Raw genomic sequence first — 12,911 nt, 5'->3', positions numbered from 1 at the left:
TCAAAGTTGGGGTCTAACGCCAGAATTTCAAGGGCAGCTTGATTCCTCGATCTTGAAATGCGCGCGCGCCGTGGCAATCGGCTCGGCCGGAGTGCTCTGCCAGGCGGTGATCGCCACATTCGCCACCCGGCGGCCCTGGCGCCACACCTGGCACCTGGCATAGGTGTCACGAAACTGCCCGGCCCGCAGGTAATCCAGGGAAAAGTCGATAATTTTCGGCAGGCCCGGCGCGCCGGTGAACACCAGCAGGTGCAACGCCGCCGACAGCTCCATAAAGCCGGCAATCACCCCGCCGTGCAGCGCCGGCAATATGGGGTTACCAATGTTGTCCTTGTTGGCGGGCAGGCGAAACAGCAGCTCATCCCCCAGGCGGGTGCATTCGATGCCAATCAGCTTGGCGTAGGGGACCAACTCCAGCAGCGTCTCGTAGTTGCCGCGCTCATGGGCCTGCTCCAGGCGCGTCTTGAATCGGTGCATCATGCCTGCTCTCCCTTTATGGTGCCGCCCAGCCCTTGCGTTCCTTTGAGCCGCTTGCCCATGCGCATGAACGTGCCCACTACATGGGCAATAGGTTGTTGCGGGTCGTCCTGATAGGCGACGCCACGGGTGAAGATCACGTCAGTGGTCACTCGGTAGCATTGCGCAAAGCCGTAGACCGGTTTGTGCGGCTCGGCGGGATGCATGTAGTCGATACGCAGGTCGAGGGTCGGGCACACCTCGAATTCGGGCAACACACACAACGTGGCCATACCGCAGGCCGTGTCCATCAGTGACGTTAATGCTCCACCGTGGATCACGCCGGTCAGCGGGTCCCCCACGATCGCCGAGGCATAGGGCAGCACCAGCGTCATGCCCTCCTCGCTCGCCCCGTGCACGGTAATGCCAAGTACCTGGCAATGGCGCAGGGCCGACACAAAGCGCGTGGCACGCGCCAGCAGTGAATTTTCGGTCATCGGGTCTAGACTCTTATTAGTGTTGATCCGCGGAGTAGGCAGTGCGGGTGAAAGTTCCTCGAAGCGTGTTGTTTATATATCTGCGTAATAAAAGGAACTAATGCTGAACCTCCAGGCTCGAAAGGCCAGTAGATATCTTCAATAAGGAGAAACACCCCATGCGCAAGACTTTAGCTATTTCCATGATGCTGGCCGCTGCCCTCGGTCTCGCTGCCTGCGACAAGAAATCCGAGGACAAAGCCCAAGACGCAGCCTCCCACTCCGAGCAAGCTCAGCAAGACATGGCGAAGGCTCAGGATAAAGTGAACGACGCTGCGAAAGAAAACGCCGATGCTGCCAAAGCTCAGGCTGAATCGAACGAAGCCGCCGCAAAAGAAGCAGCACCTGCCACACCAGCCACCGGTTCTTGAGACCACGGCTTGAATTAGCTTAGCTGCAAAAAGAAAGCCCGCTTAGATAGCGGGCTTTACTTTGTCTGCTGTTTTTATTCGCCGTATTAATATGCGACGTGGACTAGGCCGCCTCTTTGACGGTGTCCGGTGCCGACATCTCCGTCGGTGTATACACCATCACTTGCAGGACGTCGGAATGAAACTCCCGGCGGTACAGCACGAACACCACCCCAGCGCTCATCAACATGAACAACCAAGGGCTGACAAACCACGCCAGCATGGTCATGCCGAAGTAATAAGCGCGCAGACCAAAGTTGAACTGGTTGGCGGCCATCGAAATCACGCGCGCAGCGCGCAGCGCAAAGGCCTTGCGCTCCTGCTCCGACACATGCCGCTCACCGATCATCGGCGCCGAACCCACCAGCACCGCTGCAAAGTTGTATTGGCGCATGCACCAGCTGAAGGTGAAGAAGGCGTAGACAAACACCAGCGCCAGGCACAACAGCTTGATTTCCGACATGCCCTGGGAAGCCTGCTGCACCATGGGAATGTCCGCCAGCAACGACACCGCCCGCTCGGACGCTCCGAGCACGGTGAGAATGCCGGCGAGGATGATCAAGGTGCTGGAGGCGAAGAACGAGGCATTGCGCTCCAGGTTGCCGATCACGCTGGCATCGGCGATACGGTTGTCCCGCATCAGCATGCGACGCATCCAGTCTTCGCGGTACAGGTGCAGCACACTGGCCAGACACGCGGTGTCCCGGGCTCTCCAAGTGGCATAACGGGTGTAACCGCCCCAGCACAAGACGAACCAGAGGGCGGCAAGCAGGTGGATCTGATTGGTTTCAATGAACGACATGCGGGTCCTATGGCAAGAGGTGGTGCGGCATACGTGGTTCAAATGTGGGTTTGCTCCCACACCTACCGAGTTCCAACTTTAGAAGGTCGTAGTCTATTAAGCATAAAAAATGCCCCGTATCTATTGATACGAGGCATTACGGTAGTGCTTGGCAGGTGTCTTAAGCGATAGCTTCGCTGCGTTTGCCAAGCATACGGTCAATCACCACCGCCACCACCAGGGTCATCACCGACGGCACCAACCAGGCCAGACCCTGCTCACTCAGCGGCAGATTCGCCAGCTGCGACGGCAACCAATCCGCCAGGCCTGCGCCCTTGAGCGCATCGATGCAACCAAAGATGAACGACACCAGCATCACCGGGCCGACGATACGGCCCTGTTCCTGCCAGAAGTCTTTGCAGAAGCTCAGGGCCACCAGCACGATGCAGGGCGGGTAGATCGCGGTGAGCACCGGGATCGAGAACGCAATCAGCTTGGTCAGGCCCAGGTTGGACACGAACAGCGAGAACAGCGCCAGAATCACCACCAGGGCCTTATAGGACAGCGGCAGGATGCGGCTGAAGTACTCGGCGCAGGCGCAGGTCAGGCCCACGGCGGTCACCAGGCATGCCAGGGAGATCAGCACAGCCAGGAAGCCGCTGCCCAGGGAACCGAAGGTGTGTTGCACGTAGGCGTGCAACACGGCGGCGCCGTTGGCGGCACCGGCGGCCACCGCATGGCTGCCCGAACCGAGCCGGAACAGGCTGACATACACCAGCGCCAGGCCGACACCGGCAATCAGCCCGGCAATGATCGCGTAGCGTGTGATCAGCTTGGGCGACTCGACGCCACGGGAACGAATAGCGTTGACGATCACGATGCCGAACACCAGGGCGCCCAGGGTATCCATGGTCAGGTAACCATTGATGAAGCCTTGGGAGAACGGCGCAGCCACGTATTCCGGGGTCGCGACACCCACTTCACCGGCCGGCAAGGCAAAGGCGGCGATGCCGAGGATCGCCAGCGCGATGATCTTCAATGGCGCAAGGAAACGTCCTACGGTGTCCAGCAATCGCCCTGGGTACAGCGAGACAAAGAACACCACCAGGAAGTACACCGAGCTATAGAGGAACAGCGCCAGCGGGCTTTCGCCAGTCAGCGGCGCCAGGCCCACTTCAAAGGATACGGTCGCGGTACGCGGGGTAGCGAACAGCGGCCCTACCGCCAGATATGCCGCCGCCGCGAGCAGGCCACCGGCGATCTTGCCGATCGGGCTACTCAACGCGTCCATCCCGCCGCCAACCTTGGCCAGGGCGATCACGGTGACCACCGGCAAACCCACCGCGGTGATCAGGAAACCCAGCGCCGCCATCCAGACGTGAGGCCCGGACTGTAAACCGACGATAGGCGGGAAGATGATGTTGCCAGCGCCCACGAACAGGGCAAAAGTCATAAAGCCCAACGCCAGGATGTCCTGGCTTTTCAACACTTTCATTTGAGGAAATACCACACTACTGAATCGGAATTTAGAGAGGGATTCCCTATGGATGAGGGAAATACTGCCGGCCATTGTGGTGACCGACCAGTCTGGCGCGCAGCGTCCTTTTGGGATGCGGGCACATAAAGAGGCGGCTAGGGTACAGAATTGAGCCGACAAACGCACTGTTGCGGGGCGCACTGTCCGATAAGCGACATCTCTATGTCGCGTTTTTGTAAGAGCAGCGGCAAGCGGCAAGCTTTAAGCGGCAAGACTGGCCGCATGTTGTTGTCTTGCAGCTTGAAGCTTGCCGCTTACAGCTGCCCTTAAACGCACAAAGGCCACCCGAAGGTGGCCTTTGTGGGGTGAAGCGTCAGTTAAGCGCGAGGCTTACTTGACAGCCCAACCGGTCAGCTCGGCCAGGGCCTTGCCGATGTCTGCCAGCGAACGCACGGTTTTAACGCCTGCGTCTTGCAATGCAGCGAATTTCTCGTCTGCAGTGCCTTTGCCGCCAGAGATGATTGCGCCAGCATGGCCCATGCGCTTGCCCGCAGGGGCAGTCACACCAGCGATGTAGGAAACAACCGGCTTGGTCACGTGTGCCTTGATGTAGGCAGCCGCTTCTTCTTCAGCCGAACCGCCGATCTCACCGATCATCACGATCGCTTCGGTCTTCGGGTCTTCCTGGAACAGCTTCAGGATGTCGATGAAGTTGGAGCCTGGGATCGGGTCACCGCCGATGCCGACGCAGGTCGACTGACCGAAACCGGCGTCAGTGGTCTGCTTCACAGCTTCGTAGGTCAGGGTGCCGGAACGGGAAACGATACCGACTTTACCTGGCAAGTGAATGTGACCGGGCATGATGCCGATCTTGCATTCGCCTGGGGTGATCACGCCTGGGCAGTTAGGGCCGATCAGGACTACGCCCAGCTCGTCGCACTTAACTTTAGCGTCCAGCATGTCCAGGGTAGGAATGCCTTCGGTGATGCACACGATCAGCTTGATGCCGCCGAAGGCTGCTTCCAGGATCGAGTCCTTGCAGAAAGGAGCTGGAACGTAGATCACGCTGGCGGTGGCGCCAGTGGCAGCTACAGCGTCTTTCACGGTGTTGAACACTGGCAGGCCCAGGTGCTCGGTGCCGCCTTTGCCCGGAGTTACGCCGCCAACCATCTTGGTGCCGTATTCGATGGCTTGCTGGGTGTGGAAACTACCTTGCGAACCGGTAATACCCTGGCAGATAACTTTGGTGTCTTTATTGATCAGGACGCTCATTATTTGCCCTCCGCAGCTTTGACAACTTGTTGAGCAGCGTCGGTCAGGCTGGTAGCCGCGATGATGTTCAAACCGCTTTCTGCCAGTACTTTAGCGCCCAGTTCAGCGTTGTTACCTTCAAGGCGAACAACAACCGGGATTTTAACGCCGACTTCTTTCACTGCACCGATGATGCCTTCGGCAATCATGTCGCAACGAACGATACCACCGAAGATGTTGACCAGTACTGCGGCGACGTTGGAGTCGGACAGGATGATCTTGAACGCTTCGGTTACGCGTTCTTTAGTAGCACCGCCGCCCACGTCGAGGAAGTTGGCTGGTTTGCCGCCATGCAGGTTGACGATGTCCATGGTACCCATGGCCAGGCCGGCACCGTTGACCATGCAGCCGATGTTGCCTTCCAGGGCTACGTAGTTCAGTTCGAACTTGGCAGCGTGCGCTTCGCGCGGATCGTCCTGCGACGGATCGTGGAAAGTCTTCAGCTTAGGCTGACGGTACATGGCGTTGGCGTCGATGTTGATCTTGGCATCGAGGCAGTGCAGATCGCCGTCGGCCTTGATCACCAGCGGGTTCACTTCCAGCAGGGCCAGATCGTGATCCTGGAACAGTTTGGCCAGACCGACGAAGATCTTGGCGAACTGGGCAACTTGCTTGCCTTCCAGGCCCAGCTGGAAAGCCAGCTCGCGACCCTGGAATGGCTGAGCGCCAACCAGTGGATCGATAGTGGCTTTCAGAATTTTTTCTGGGGTTTCGTGAGCGATCTTCTCGATGTCCACGCCACCTTCGGTGGACGCCATGAACACGATGCGACGGCTCGAACGGTCAACGACAGCGCCCAGGTACAGCTCTTTAGCGATATCAGTGCACGATTCAACCAGGATTTTGGTGACTGGCTGGCCATTGGCATCAGTCTGGTAAGTCACCAGACGCTTGCCCAGCCACTGCTGTGCGAAGGCCTTGGCGTCTTCTTTGCTGCGAACCAGCTTAACGCCGCCCGCTTTACCGCGACCACCTGCGTGGACCTGGGCTTTGACAACCCACTCGGTGCCACCGATTTTGTCGCAAGCTTCTGCTGCTGCTTCCGGGGTGTCTACTGCGTAGCCCTTGGAAACTGGCAGGCCGTATTCAGCGAACAGCTGCTTACCCTGATACTCGTGAAGATTCATGCTTTTTACCGTCTTCGTTAGGTACTGCGCATTCGGCGCTGCGCTCATTATGAGTGCCGCACCACCTGTGACTGCTGCTTGCGCAACTTGCGGGGCTTATGGCCCGTAAAGCTGCGCAAGGCTGCGTCCAGCGGATATTCCGCGGTGAGTCTTGCGCGCAAGGCTCACGACGGGCAACTCCGCCGTGGTTTCTTATTATCTCGCTTAGCGCTTCTTCTTGTTGGCGATGTGGATGGCATGGCCATTCACTGCCAACGCGGCTTCGTGCAGCGCTTCGGACAGGGTCGGATGGGAGAAGACCATCATGCCGATGTCCTCGGCACTGGTGCCGAATTCCATACCGATCGCGCCCTGCTGAACCAGCTCTGCTGCGCCTGGGCCAATCACGTGGACGCCCAATACGCGGTCAGTCTTGGCATCAGCGATGACTTTGACAAAACCACCGGTGTCGTTGGCTGCCATGGCACGGCCAGAAGCGGCGAACGGAAAGGTGCCGACGTTAACTTCAACGCCTTCAGCTTTCAACTGCTGTTCGTTCTTGCCGACCCATGCAATTTCCGGGTGGGTGTAGATAACCGATGGGATCAGGTCGTAGTTCATCTGGGTTTTGTGACCCTTGATGCGCTCGACGACCATGATGCCTTCTTCGGAAGCCTTGTGCGCGAGCATCATGCCGCGCACCACGTCGCCAATGGCATACACGCCAGGTACGGTGGTGGCGCAGTGATCGTCAACGTGGATGAAACCACGCTCGTCGATGTTCACGCCGCTGTCGGAAGCCAGCAGGTCGGTGGTCACTGGACGGCGACCCACGGCGACGATCAGCTTGTCGAATGTGATGGTCTGCTCGCCATCCTTGTCGGTGTAGGTCACGACGACTTCTTCGCCATTAACCTTCGAACCGGTTACGCGAGCGCCCAGCTTGATGTCCAGACCTTGTTTGGTCAGGGTTTTCAGCGCTTCTTTGGACACCGCGGTGTCGGCAGCCAGCAGGAACGTGTCCAGGGCTTCCAGCACGGTCACCTGCGAACCCAGGCGGGACCACACCGAACCCAGCTCCAGGCCGATCACGCCGGCACCGATCACGCCCAGACGCTTAGGCACTGCCTGGAATTCCAGGGCGCCGGTCGAATCGACAATTACGTTCTGGTCAACCGGGGCCGGTGGAATGTCGATTGGACGCGAACCCGGCGCCAGGATCACGTTTTCGGCTTCGATGACTTCAACCGAACCGTCCGGCTTGGTGATTTCGACTTTCTTGCCGGCCAGCAGCTTGCCGTGGCCTTGCAGGGAAGTTACGCCGTTGGCCTTGAACAAGGTCGCAACGCCGGAAGTCAGGCCTTTGACGATGTTGGCTTTACGGCCGACCATTGCAGGTACGTCCATGGTCACGCCAGCGTGGTTGATGCCGTGGATGGCAAAACCGTCTTGCGCTTCGTGGAACTTCCAGGAGCTGTCCAGCAGCGCCTTGGAAGGAATGCAACCAACGTTCAGGCAGGTACCGCCCAATGCCAGTTTGCCTTCCTTGTCAGTGTATTTTTCGATGCAAGCAGTCGAGAGGCCCAGTTGTGCGGCCTTGATCGCGGCAACATAGCCGCCAGGGCCCGCACCAATCACTACGACGTCAAATTTCTGAGACATGAAAATAGATCCTCTATTAGCTACAAGCTGTCAGCCGCAAGCTGCAAGCTAAAGCCACACTGCTTCTTCTTGCAGCTTGTAACTTGGCGCTTGCAGCTGCTTCTCTTAAATATCCAGGAGCAAGCGAGCCGGGTCTTCCAGCAGATTCTTGATGGTCACCAGGAAAGTCACGGCTTCTTTACCATCGATCAGACGGTGATCGTAAGACAGTGCCAGGTACATCATTGGGCGGATCACGACTTGGCCGTTGATGGCCATCGGACGCTGGATGATGTTGTGCATGCCCAGGATCGCGGCTTGTGGCGGGTTGACGATCGGGGTCGACATCATCGAACCGAAGGTACCACCGTTGGTGATGGTGAAGGTACCACCGGTCATCTCGTCGATGGTCAGCTTGCCGTCACGGGCTTTCTTGCCGAAGCCGGCGATGCCGCCTTCGATTTCAGCCAGGCTCATCAGCTCGGCGTTACGCAGGACCGGAACCACCAGGCCACGGTCGCTGGACACGGCAACGCCAATGTCTGCATAGCCATGGTAGACGATGTCGCCGCCGTCGATGGAAGCGTTAACCGCCGGGAAGCGCTTCAGCGCTTCGGTGGCCGCTTTCACGAAAAACGACATGAAGCCCAGGCGCACGCCGTTGTGGGACTTCTCAAACAGGTCCTTGTACTTCGAACGCAGGGCCATGACTTCGGTCATGTCGACTTCGTTGAACGTGGTCAGCATCGCCATGTTCGACTGCGCTTCAACCAGGCGCTTGGCCACGGTGGCGCGCACGCGGGTCATCGGTACGCGCTTCTCGGTGCGGTCGCCAGCGGCGAACACTGGAGCAGCGGCAGCCGGCGCAGCAGCCTTGGCAGGCGCGGCAGCCGGAGCGGCTTTCTTGGCAGCCACAGCGGCAACCACGTCTTCCTTGGTCACACGGCCGTCTTTACCGGTACCGTTGATGGAAGCCAGATTGATGCCGTTTTCTTCTGCCAGTTGGCGAGCAGCTGGCGCGGCGATTGGATCTTCGCCACCCGCGGCCGGAGCAGCGGCAGGCGCCGAAGCGGCGGCCGGTGCAGCAGCGGCAGCAGGAGCGGCAGCAGCGCTGCCCTCTTCGATCGAGCCCAGTACCTGGTTGGACAGGACGGTAGCGCCCTCTTCGGCAACGATTGCGCCCAGCACGCCGTCAGCTTCGGCCAACACTTCCAGCACGACTTTGTCGGTCTCGATGTCGACGATCAGGTCGTCACGCTTGACGGCCTCACCTGGTTTCTTGTGCCAGGTGGCAACGGTGCCATCGGCAACCGATTCCGGGAATGACGGGGCTTTGATTTCGATAGCCATTATCTGTGGGTCCTTAAAATTCGGTTTCAGTCAGCGCGAAGGCGTTAAACAGTGAAAGCATCTTGCAGCAGTTTTTCCTGCTGCTCGGCGTGCATCGACGCATAACCACAAGCAGGTGCAGCAGAAGCATCACGACCGGCGTACTCCAGGCCCAGGGCCTTGTTGTGGTTACCGATGCTGCGACGCAGGTGATGCTGGCTGCTGTACCAGGCGCCCTGGTTCATCGGTTCTTCCTGACACCACACTGCATTCGTGAGGTTGGTGTAAGGCGCGATGATCTCCATGAGGTCATCTTCCGGGAACGGGTAAAGCTGCTCGATACGCACGATGGCGATGTCTTCGCGGCCTTCGGCACGGCGTTTTTCCAGCAGATCGTAGTAGACCTTGCCGCTGCACAGGATCAGGCGAGTGACCTTGGCCGCATCCAGGGCATCGATTTCCGGAATAACGGTCTGGAACGAGCCATCCGCCAAGTCTTCCAGGGTCGAGATGGCCAATTTGTGGCGCAACAGCGATTTCGGCGTCAGCACTACCAGCGGCTTGCGCAGCGGGCGAATGACCTGACGACGCAGCAGGTGGTAGATCTGGGCCGGGGTAGTCGGCACGCACACCTGGATGTTGTGCTCGGCGCACAGCTGCAGGTAACGCTCCAGACGGGCCGAAGAGTGCTCTGGCCCCTGGCCTTCATAACCGTGTGGCAGCAGCATGGTCAGACCGCACAGACGGCCCCACTTGTGCTCGCCGCTGGTGATGAACTGGTCGATAACCACCTGGGCACCGTTGGCGAAGTCACCGAACTGGGCTTCCCAGATCACCAGCGCGTTAGGCGTGGTGGTCGAGTAACCGTATTCGAATGCCAGTACGGCTTCCTCGGACAGGAACGAATCGTACAGGTCGAATCGTGGCTGGCCTTCGTACAGGTTCTGCAACGGGATGTAGGTACCCGCGTCTTTCTGATTGTGGAGCACGGCATGACGGTGCGAGAACGTACCACGGCCGATGTCCTGACCGGTCATGCGGATCGGGTGACCTTCGAACGCCAGGGTCGCGTACGCCATGGTTTCAGCGTAACCCCAGTTGATCGGCAGGCCGCCGGCTTGCATCTTCTGACGGTCCTCGTAGATCTTCGCAACCTGGCGCTGAACCACGAAGCCGTCCGGGATTTCCAGCAGCTTGGCGGACAGTTCCTGCAGGGTCTTCAGATCGAAGGAGGTGTCGTGACGCGCGGTCCAGGTATGGCCCAGGTAAGGACGCCAATCCACGAACAGCTCTTTGTTCGGCTCCTTGACCAGGCTTTTTACTACATGCAGGCCGTTGTCCAGCGCGTTGCGGTATTCGTCGACTTTCGCCTGAACACGCGCTTCGTCAACCACGCCGGCCTTGGTCAGGCTTTCGGCGTACAGCTCACGGGTGGTGCGCTGCTTGGTGATCTGCTGGTACATCAATGGCTGGGTGCCGCTGGGTTCGTCCGCTTCGTTGTGACCGCGACGGCGGTAGCAGACCAGGTCGATCACCACGTCACGCTTGAACTGCATGCGGTAGTCGACAGCCAGTTGGGTCACGAACAGCACGGCTTCCGGATCATCACCATTCACATGGAGGATCGGCGCCTGGATCATCTTGGCAACGTCGGTGGCGTACTCGGTGGAACGCGCGTCCAACGGGTTGCTGATGGTGAAGCCCACCTGGTTGTTAATGACGATGTGGACCGTACCGCCCGTCTTGAAGCCGCGGGTCTGCGACATCTGGAAGGTTTCCAGGACCACGCCTTGACCAGCGAATGCCGCGTCACCGTGGATGGAAATCGGCAGGACCTTCTCACCGGTGGTGTCGTTGCGACGATCCTGGCGAGCACGTACCGAACCCTCGACCACTGGAGAAACGATTTCCAGGTGGGATGGGTTGAAGGCCATGGCCAGGTGAACTTCGCCGCCGGTGGTCATCACGTTGGACGAGAAACCCTGGTGGTATTTAACGTCACCGGAACCCAGCTCGACCTTCTTCTTGCCTTCGAACTCGTCGAACAGCTCACGCGGGTTCTTGCCGAAGGTGTTGACCAACACGTTCAGGCGACCACGGTGGGCCATGCCGATCACGATTTCCTTGGTGCCATAGGAACCGGAGCGCTGGATCAGCTCATCGAGCATCGGGATCAGGCTTTCGCCGCCTTCAAGGCCAAAACGCTTGGTGCCCGGGTATTTGGTACCCAGGTATTTTTCCAGGCCTTCGGCAGCGGTTACGCGCTCGAGCAGATGGCCGCGCACCTCATCGGACAGCACCGGACGGCCACGCACGCCTTCCAGGCGATGCTGGAACCAGTGGCGCTGCTCGGAATCGGTGATGTGCGTGAACTCGGCGCCAATGGTGCGGCAATATGTCTGCTGCAGCGCTTCGTGAATTTCGCGTAGGCTCGCCTCCTCTTTGCCGATGAACAGGTCGCCGGCACGGAAGGTCGTATCAAGATCGGCATTGGTCAAGCCGTAATGATTGATCGACAGGTCAGCAGGTGCAGGACGCTTCCAGAGCCCCAGCGGGTCAAGCTGGGCCGCCTGGTGGCCACGCATCCGGTAGGCCTGGATCAGTCGCAGTACTTCAACTTGCTTCTTCTCATGCTCGCTGCTCACGCTTGCGGCGGAAACCGGCTGGGCGCGGCGCTGGTTCTTTGCCAGCAGCACGAACTGATCGCGAATTGTTGCATGCGATACATCGGTGGCAGCGTTGCCGTCTGAAGACAACGTCTGAAATTTGGTGCGCCATTCTTCTGGCACAGCGTTAGGGTCGTGCAGGTAGAGCTCATAAAGCTCTTCCACATAGGCAGCGTTACCACCTGAAAGATAGCCGCTGTTCCACATGCGCTGCATCACGCTTTCTTGCATGCTTGGTCACCCTCGATTTGGGGACACCACCGGCGAAAACACCGAGTTTGCTTGCAAAGGGCCAAGTGCAGCGACCAAAACAAGCCACTTAGGATCACGCTGATAGTTCGGGTACCAACCCGAATGCCCCTGCTTGTCTCATTTCTTCAAAATAAGAGCCGCGGCTTTGTAAGTCGCTGCTCAAGTTAAAACTACGGCGCCGGTTGAAGCCTGCGCCGCAGCATTTACGGGCACAACGGTCCTGCTTTGTTACAACGTCGGTTACACGCCGCTTTGCAGCAGCATGTTACGGATGTGACCAATGGCCTTAGTCGGGTTCAGGCCTTTAGGACATACGTTGACGCAGTTCATGATCCCGCGGCAGCGGAATACGCTGAACGGGTCATCCAGCGAAGCCAGTCGCTCGGACGTCTTGGTATCACGGCTGTCTGCCAGGAAGCGGTACGCTTGCAGCAGCGCAGCCGGGCCCAGGAACTTGTCCGGGTTCCACCAGAAGGACGGGCACGACGTCGAGCAGCAAGCGCACAGGATGCACTCGTACAGGCCGTCGAGTTTTTCACGCTCTTCAGGGGACTGCAGACGCTCGATGGCCGGAGCCGGCGTGTCATTCTGCAGGAACGGCTTAACTTTTTCGTATTGCTTGTAGAAGATGCTCATATCGACGACCAGGTCACGGATCACCGGCAAACCTGGCAGTGGACGAACGATCAGCTTGTTGCCTTTCACCACGGCGGACAGCGGCGTGATGCACGCCAGACCGTTCTTGCCGTTGATGTTCATGCCGTCGGAGCCGCAGACACCTTCACGGCAGGAGCGACGATAGGAGAAACCTTCGTCCTGCTCTTTGATCAGGGCCAGCACGTCGAGCACCATCAGGTCTTTACCACCGGTATCGACCTGGAATTCCTGCATGAACGGCGCAGCGTCCTGATCAGGGTTGTAGCGGTAAACACTGACTTTCAACATG

Annotated in this window: 11 protein-coding genes; 1 reads left to right on the top strand and 10 read right to left on the bottom strand. The window is 58.9% G+C overall.

Features of this window, described 5'->3' with window-relative positions; all coding sequences use genetic code 11:
- Positions 1-27: 27 nt before the first annotated feature.
- Together AB4O05_RS13435 and AB4O05_RS13430 are read right to left on the bottom strand one after the other, a co-directional pair.
- Entirely contained in the window at positions 28-480 is a 453-nt protein-coding gene (locus AB4O05_RS13435; RefSeq protein ID WP_460137090.1) for a PaaI family thioesterase, read from the bottom strand.
- Complete coding sequence (locus tag AB4O05_RS13430) at positions 477-953, bottom strand: PaaI family thioesterase (protein ID WP_460137091.1); 477 nt, start codon at positions 951-953, stop codon at positions 477-479. The genes AB4O05_RS13435 and AB4O05_RS13430 overlap by 4 nt, the downstream gene beginning before the upstream one ends.
- Before the next feature lie 158 nt (positions 954-1,111).
- Here AB4O05_RS13430 and AB4O05_RS13425 point away from each other — a divergent pair, with 158 nt between their 5' ends.
- Positions 1,112-1,363, top strand: coding sequence for a hypothetical protein (locus AB4O05_RS13425; RefSeq protein ID WP_460137092.1), 252 nt, complete (start codon positions 1,112-1,114; stop codon positions 1,361-1,363).
- A 103-nt stretch (positions 1,364-1,466) separates the two neighbouring features.
- Here AB4O05_RS13425 and AB4O05_RS13420 read toward each other — a convergent pair whose 3' ends face one another.
- From AB4O05_RS13420 to AB4O05_RS13385, 8 genes are all read right to left on the bottom strand, one after another.
- Positions 1,467-2,204, bottom strand: a complete 738-nt coding sequence (locus AB4O05_RS13420; protein WP_460137093.1) for a DUF599 domain-containing protein — start codon at positions 2,202-2,204, stop codon at positions 1,467-1,469.
- Positions 2,205-2,364: 160 nt separating this feature from the next.
- The gene (gene brnQ, locus AB4O05_RS13415; protein WP_460137094.1) at positions 2,365-3,678 is read right to left on the bottom strand and encodes a branched-chain amino acid transport system II carrier protein; all 1,314 of its coding nucleotides are present in this window, start codon (positions 3,676-3,678) and stop codon (positions 2,365-2,367) included.
- A 372-nt stretch (positions 3,679-4,050) separates the two neighbouring features.
- The gene (gene sucD / locus AB4O05_RS13410) at positions 4,051-4,932 is read right to left on the bottom strand and encodes a succinate--CoA ligase subunit alpha (RefSeq protein ID WP_003172813.1); all 882 of its coding nucleotides are present in this window, start codon (positions 4,930-4,932) and stop codon (positions 4,051-4,053) included.
- On the bottom strand, positions 4,932-6,098 hold the full coding sequence (gene sucC / locus AB4O05_RS13405; RefSeq protein ID WP_003233235.1) for an ADP-forming succinate--CoA ligase subunit beta: 1,167 nt from the start codon (positions 6,096-6,098) through the stop codon (positions 4,932-4,934). The genes sucD and sucC overlap by 1 nt, the downstream gene beginning before the upstream one ends.
- 204 nt (positions 6,099-6,302) lie before the next feature.
- Complete coding sequence (gene lpdA, locus AB4O05_RS13400; RefSeq protein ID WP_460137095.1) at positions 6,303-7,739, bottom strand: dihydrolipoyl dehydrogenase; 1,437 nt, start codon at positions 7,737-7,739, stop codon at positions 6,303-6,305.
- Positions 7,740-7,844: 105 nt separating this feature from the next.
- Positions 7,845-9,068, bottom strand: a complete 1,224-nt coding sequence (gene odhB / locus AB4O05_RS13395; RefSeq protein ID WP_460137096.1) for a 2-oxoglutarate dehydrogenase complex dihydrolipoyllysine-residue succinyltransferase — start codon at positions 9,066-9,068, stop codon at positions 7,845-7,847.
- Between the two features lie 44 nt (positions 9,069-9,112).
- The gene (locus AB4O05_RS13390; RefSeq protein WP_460137097.1) at positions 9,113-11,944 is read right to left on the bottom strand and encodes a 2-oxoglutarate dehydrogenase E1 component; all 2,832 of its coding nucleotides are present in this window, start codon (positions 11,942-11,944) and stop codon (positions 9,113-9,115) included.
- A gap of 261 nt (positions 11,945-12,205) precedes the next feature.
- Entirely contained in the window at positions 12,206-12,910 is a 705-nt protein-coding gene (locus AB4O05_RS13385; RefSeq protein ID WP_003172807.1) for a succinate dehydrogenase iron-sulfur subunit, read from the bottom strand.
- Between the last annotated feature and the right edge of the window lies 1 nt (position 12,911).

The sequence above is a fragment of the Pseudomonas sp. S1_G07 genome (assembly GCF_054668565.1).
Note: the sequence above shows the minus strand (reverse complement) of the source record. Positions and strands in the feature narration are given on the sequence as shown.

Coding starts and splice junctions, on each gene's coding strand:
- AB4O05_RS13435 (WP_460137090.1), bottom strand. CDS start 480: ATGATGCACCGATTCAAGACGCGCCTGGAGCAGGCCCATGAGCGCGGC.
- AB4O05_RS13430 (WP_460137091.1), bottom strand. CDS start 953: ATGACCGAAAATTCACTGCTGGCGCGTGCCACGCGCTTTGTGTCGGCC.
- AB4O05_RS13425 (WP_460137092.1), top strand. CDS start 1,112: ATGCGCAAGACTTTAGCTATTTCCATGATGCTGGCCGCTGCCCTCGGT.
- AB4O05_RS13420 (WP_460137093.1), bottom strand. CDS start 2,204: ATGTCGTTCATTGAAACCAATCAGATCCACCTGCTTGCCGCCCTCTGG.
- brnQ (WP_460137094.1), bottom strand. CDS start 3,678: ATGAAAGTGTTGAAAAGCCAGGACATCCTGGCGTTGGGCTTTATGACT.
- sucD (WP_003172813.1), bottom strand. CDS start 4,932: ATGAGCGTCCTGATCAATAAAGACACCAAAGTTATCTGCCAGGGTATT.
- sucC (WP_003233235.1), bottom strand. CDS start 6,098: ATGAATCTTCACGAGTATCAGGGTAAGCAGCTGTTCGCTGAATACGGC.
- lpdA (WP_460137095.1), bottom strand. CDS start 7,739: ATGTCTCAGAAATTTGACGTCGTAGTGATTGGTGCGGGCCCTGGCGGC.
- odhB (WP_460137096.1), bottom strand. CDS start 9,068: ATGGCTATCGAAATCAAAGCCCCGTCATTCCCGGAATCGGTTGCCGAT.
- AB4O05_RS13390 (WP_460137097.1), bottom strand. CDS start 11,944: ATGCAAGAAAGCGTGATGCAGCGCATGTGGAACAGCGGCTATCTTTCA.
- AB4O05_RS13385 (WP_003172807.1), bottom strand. CDS start 12,910: ATGTTGAAAGTCAGTGTTTACCGCTACAACCCTGATCAGGACGCTGCG.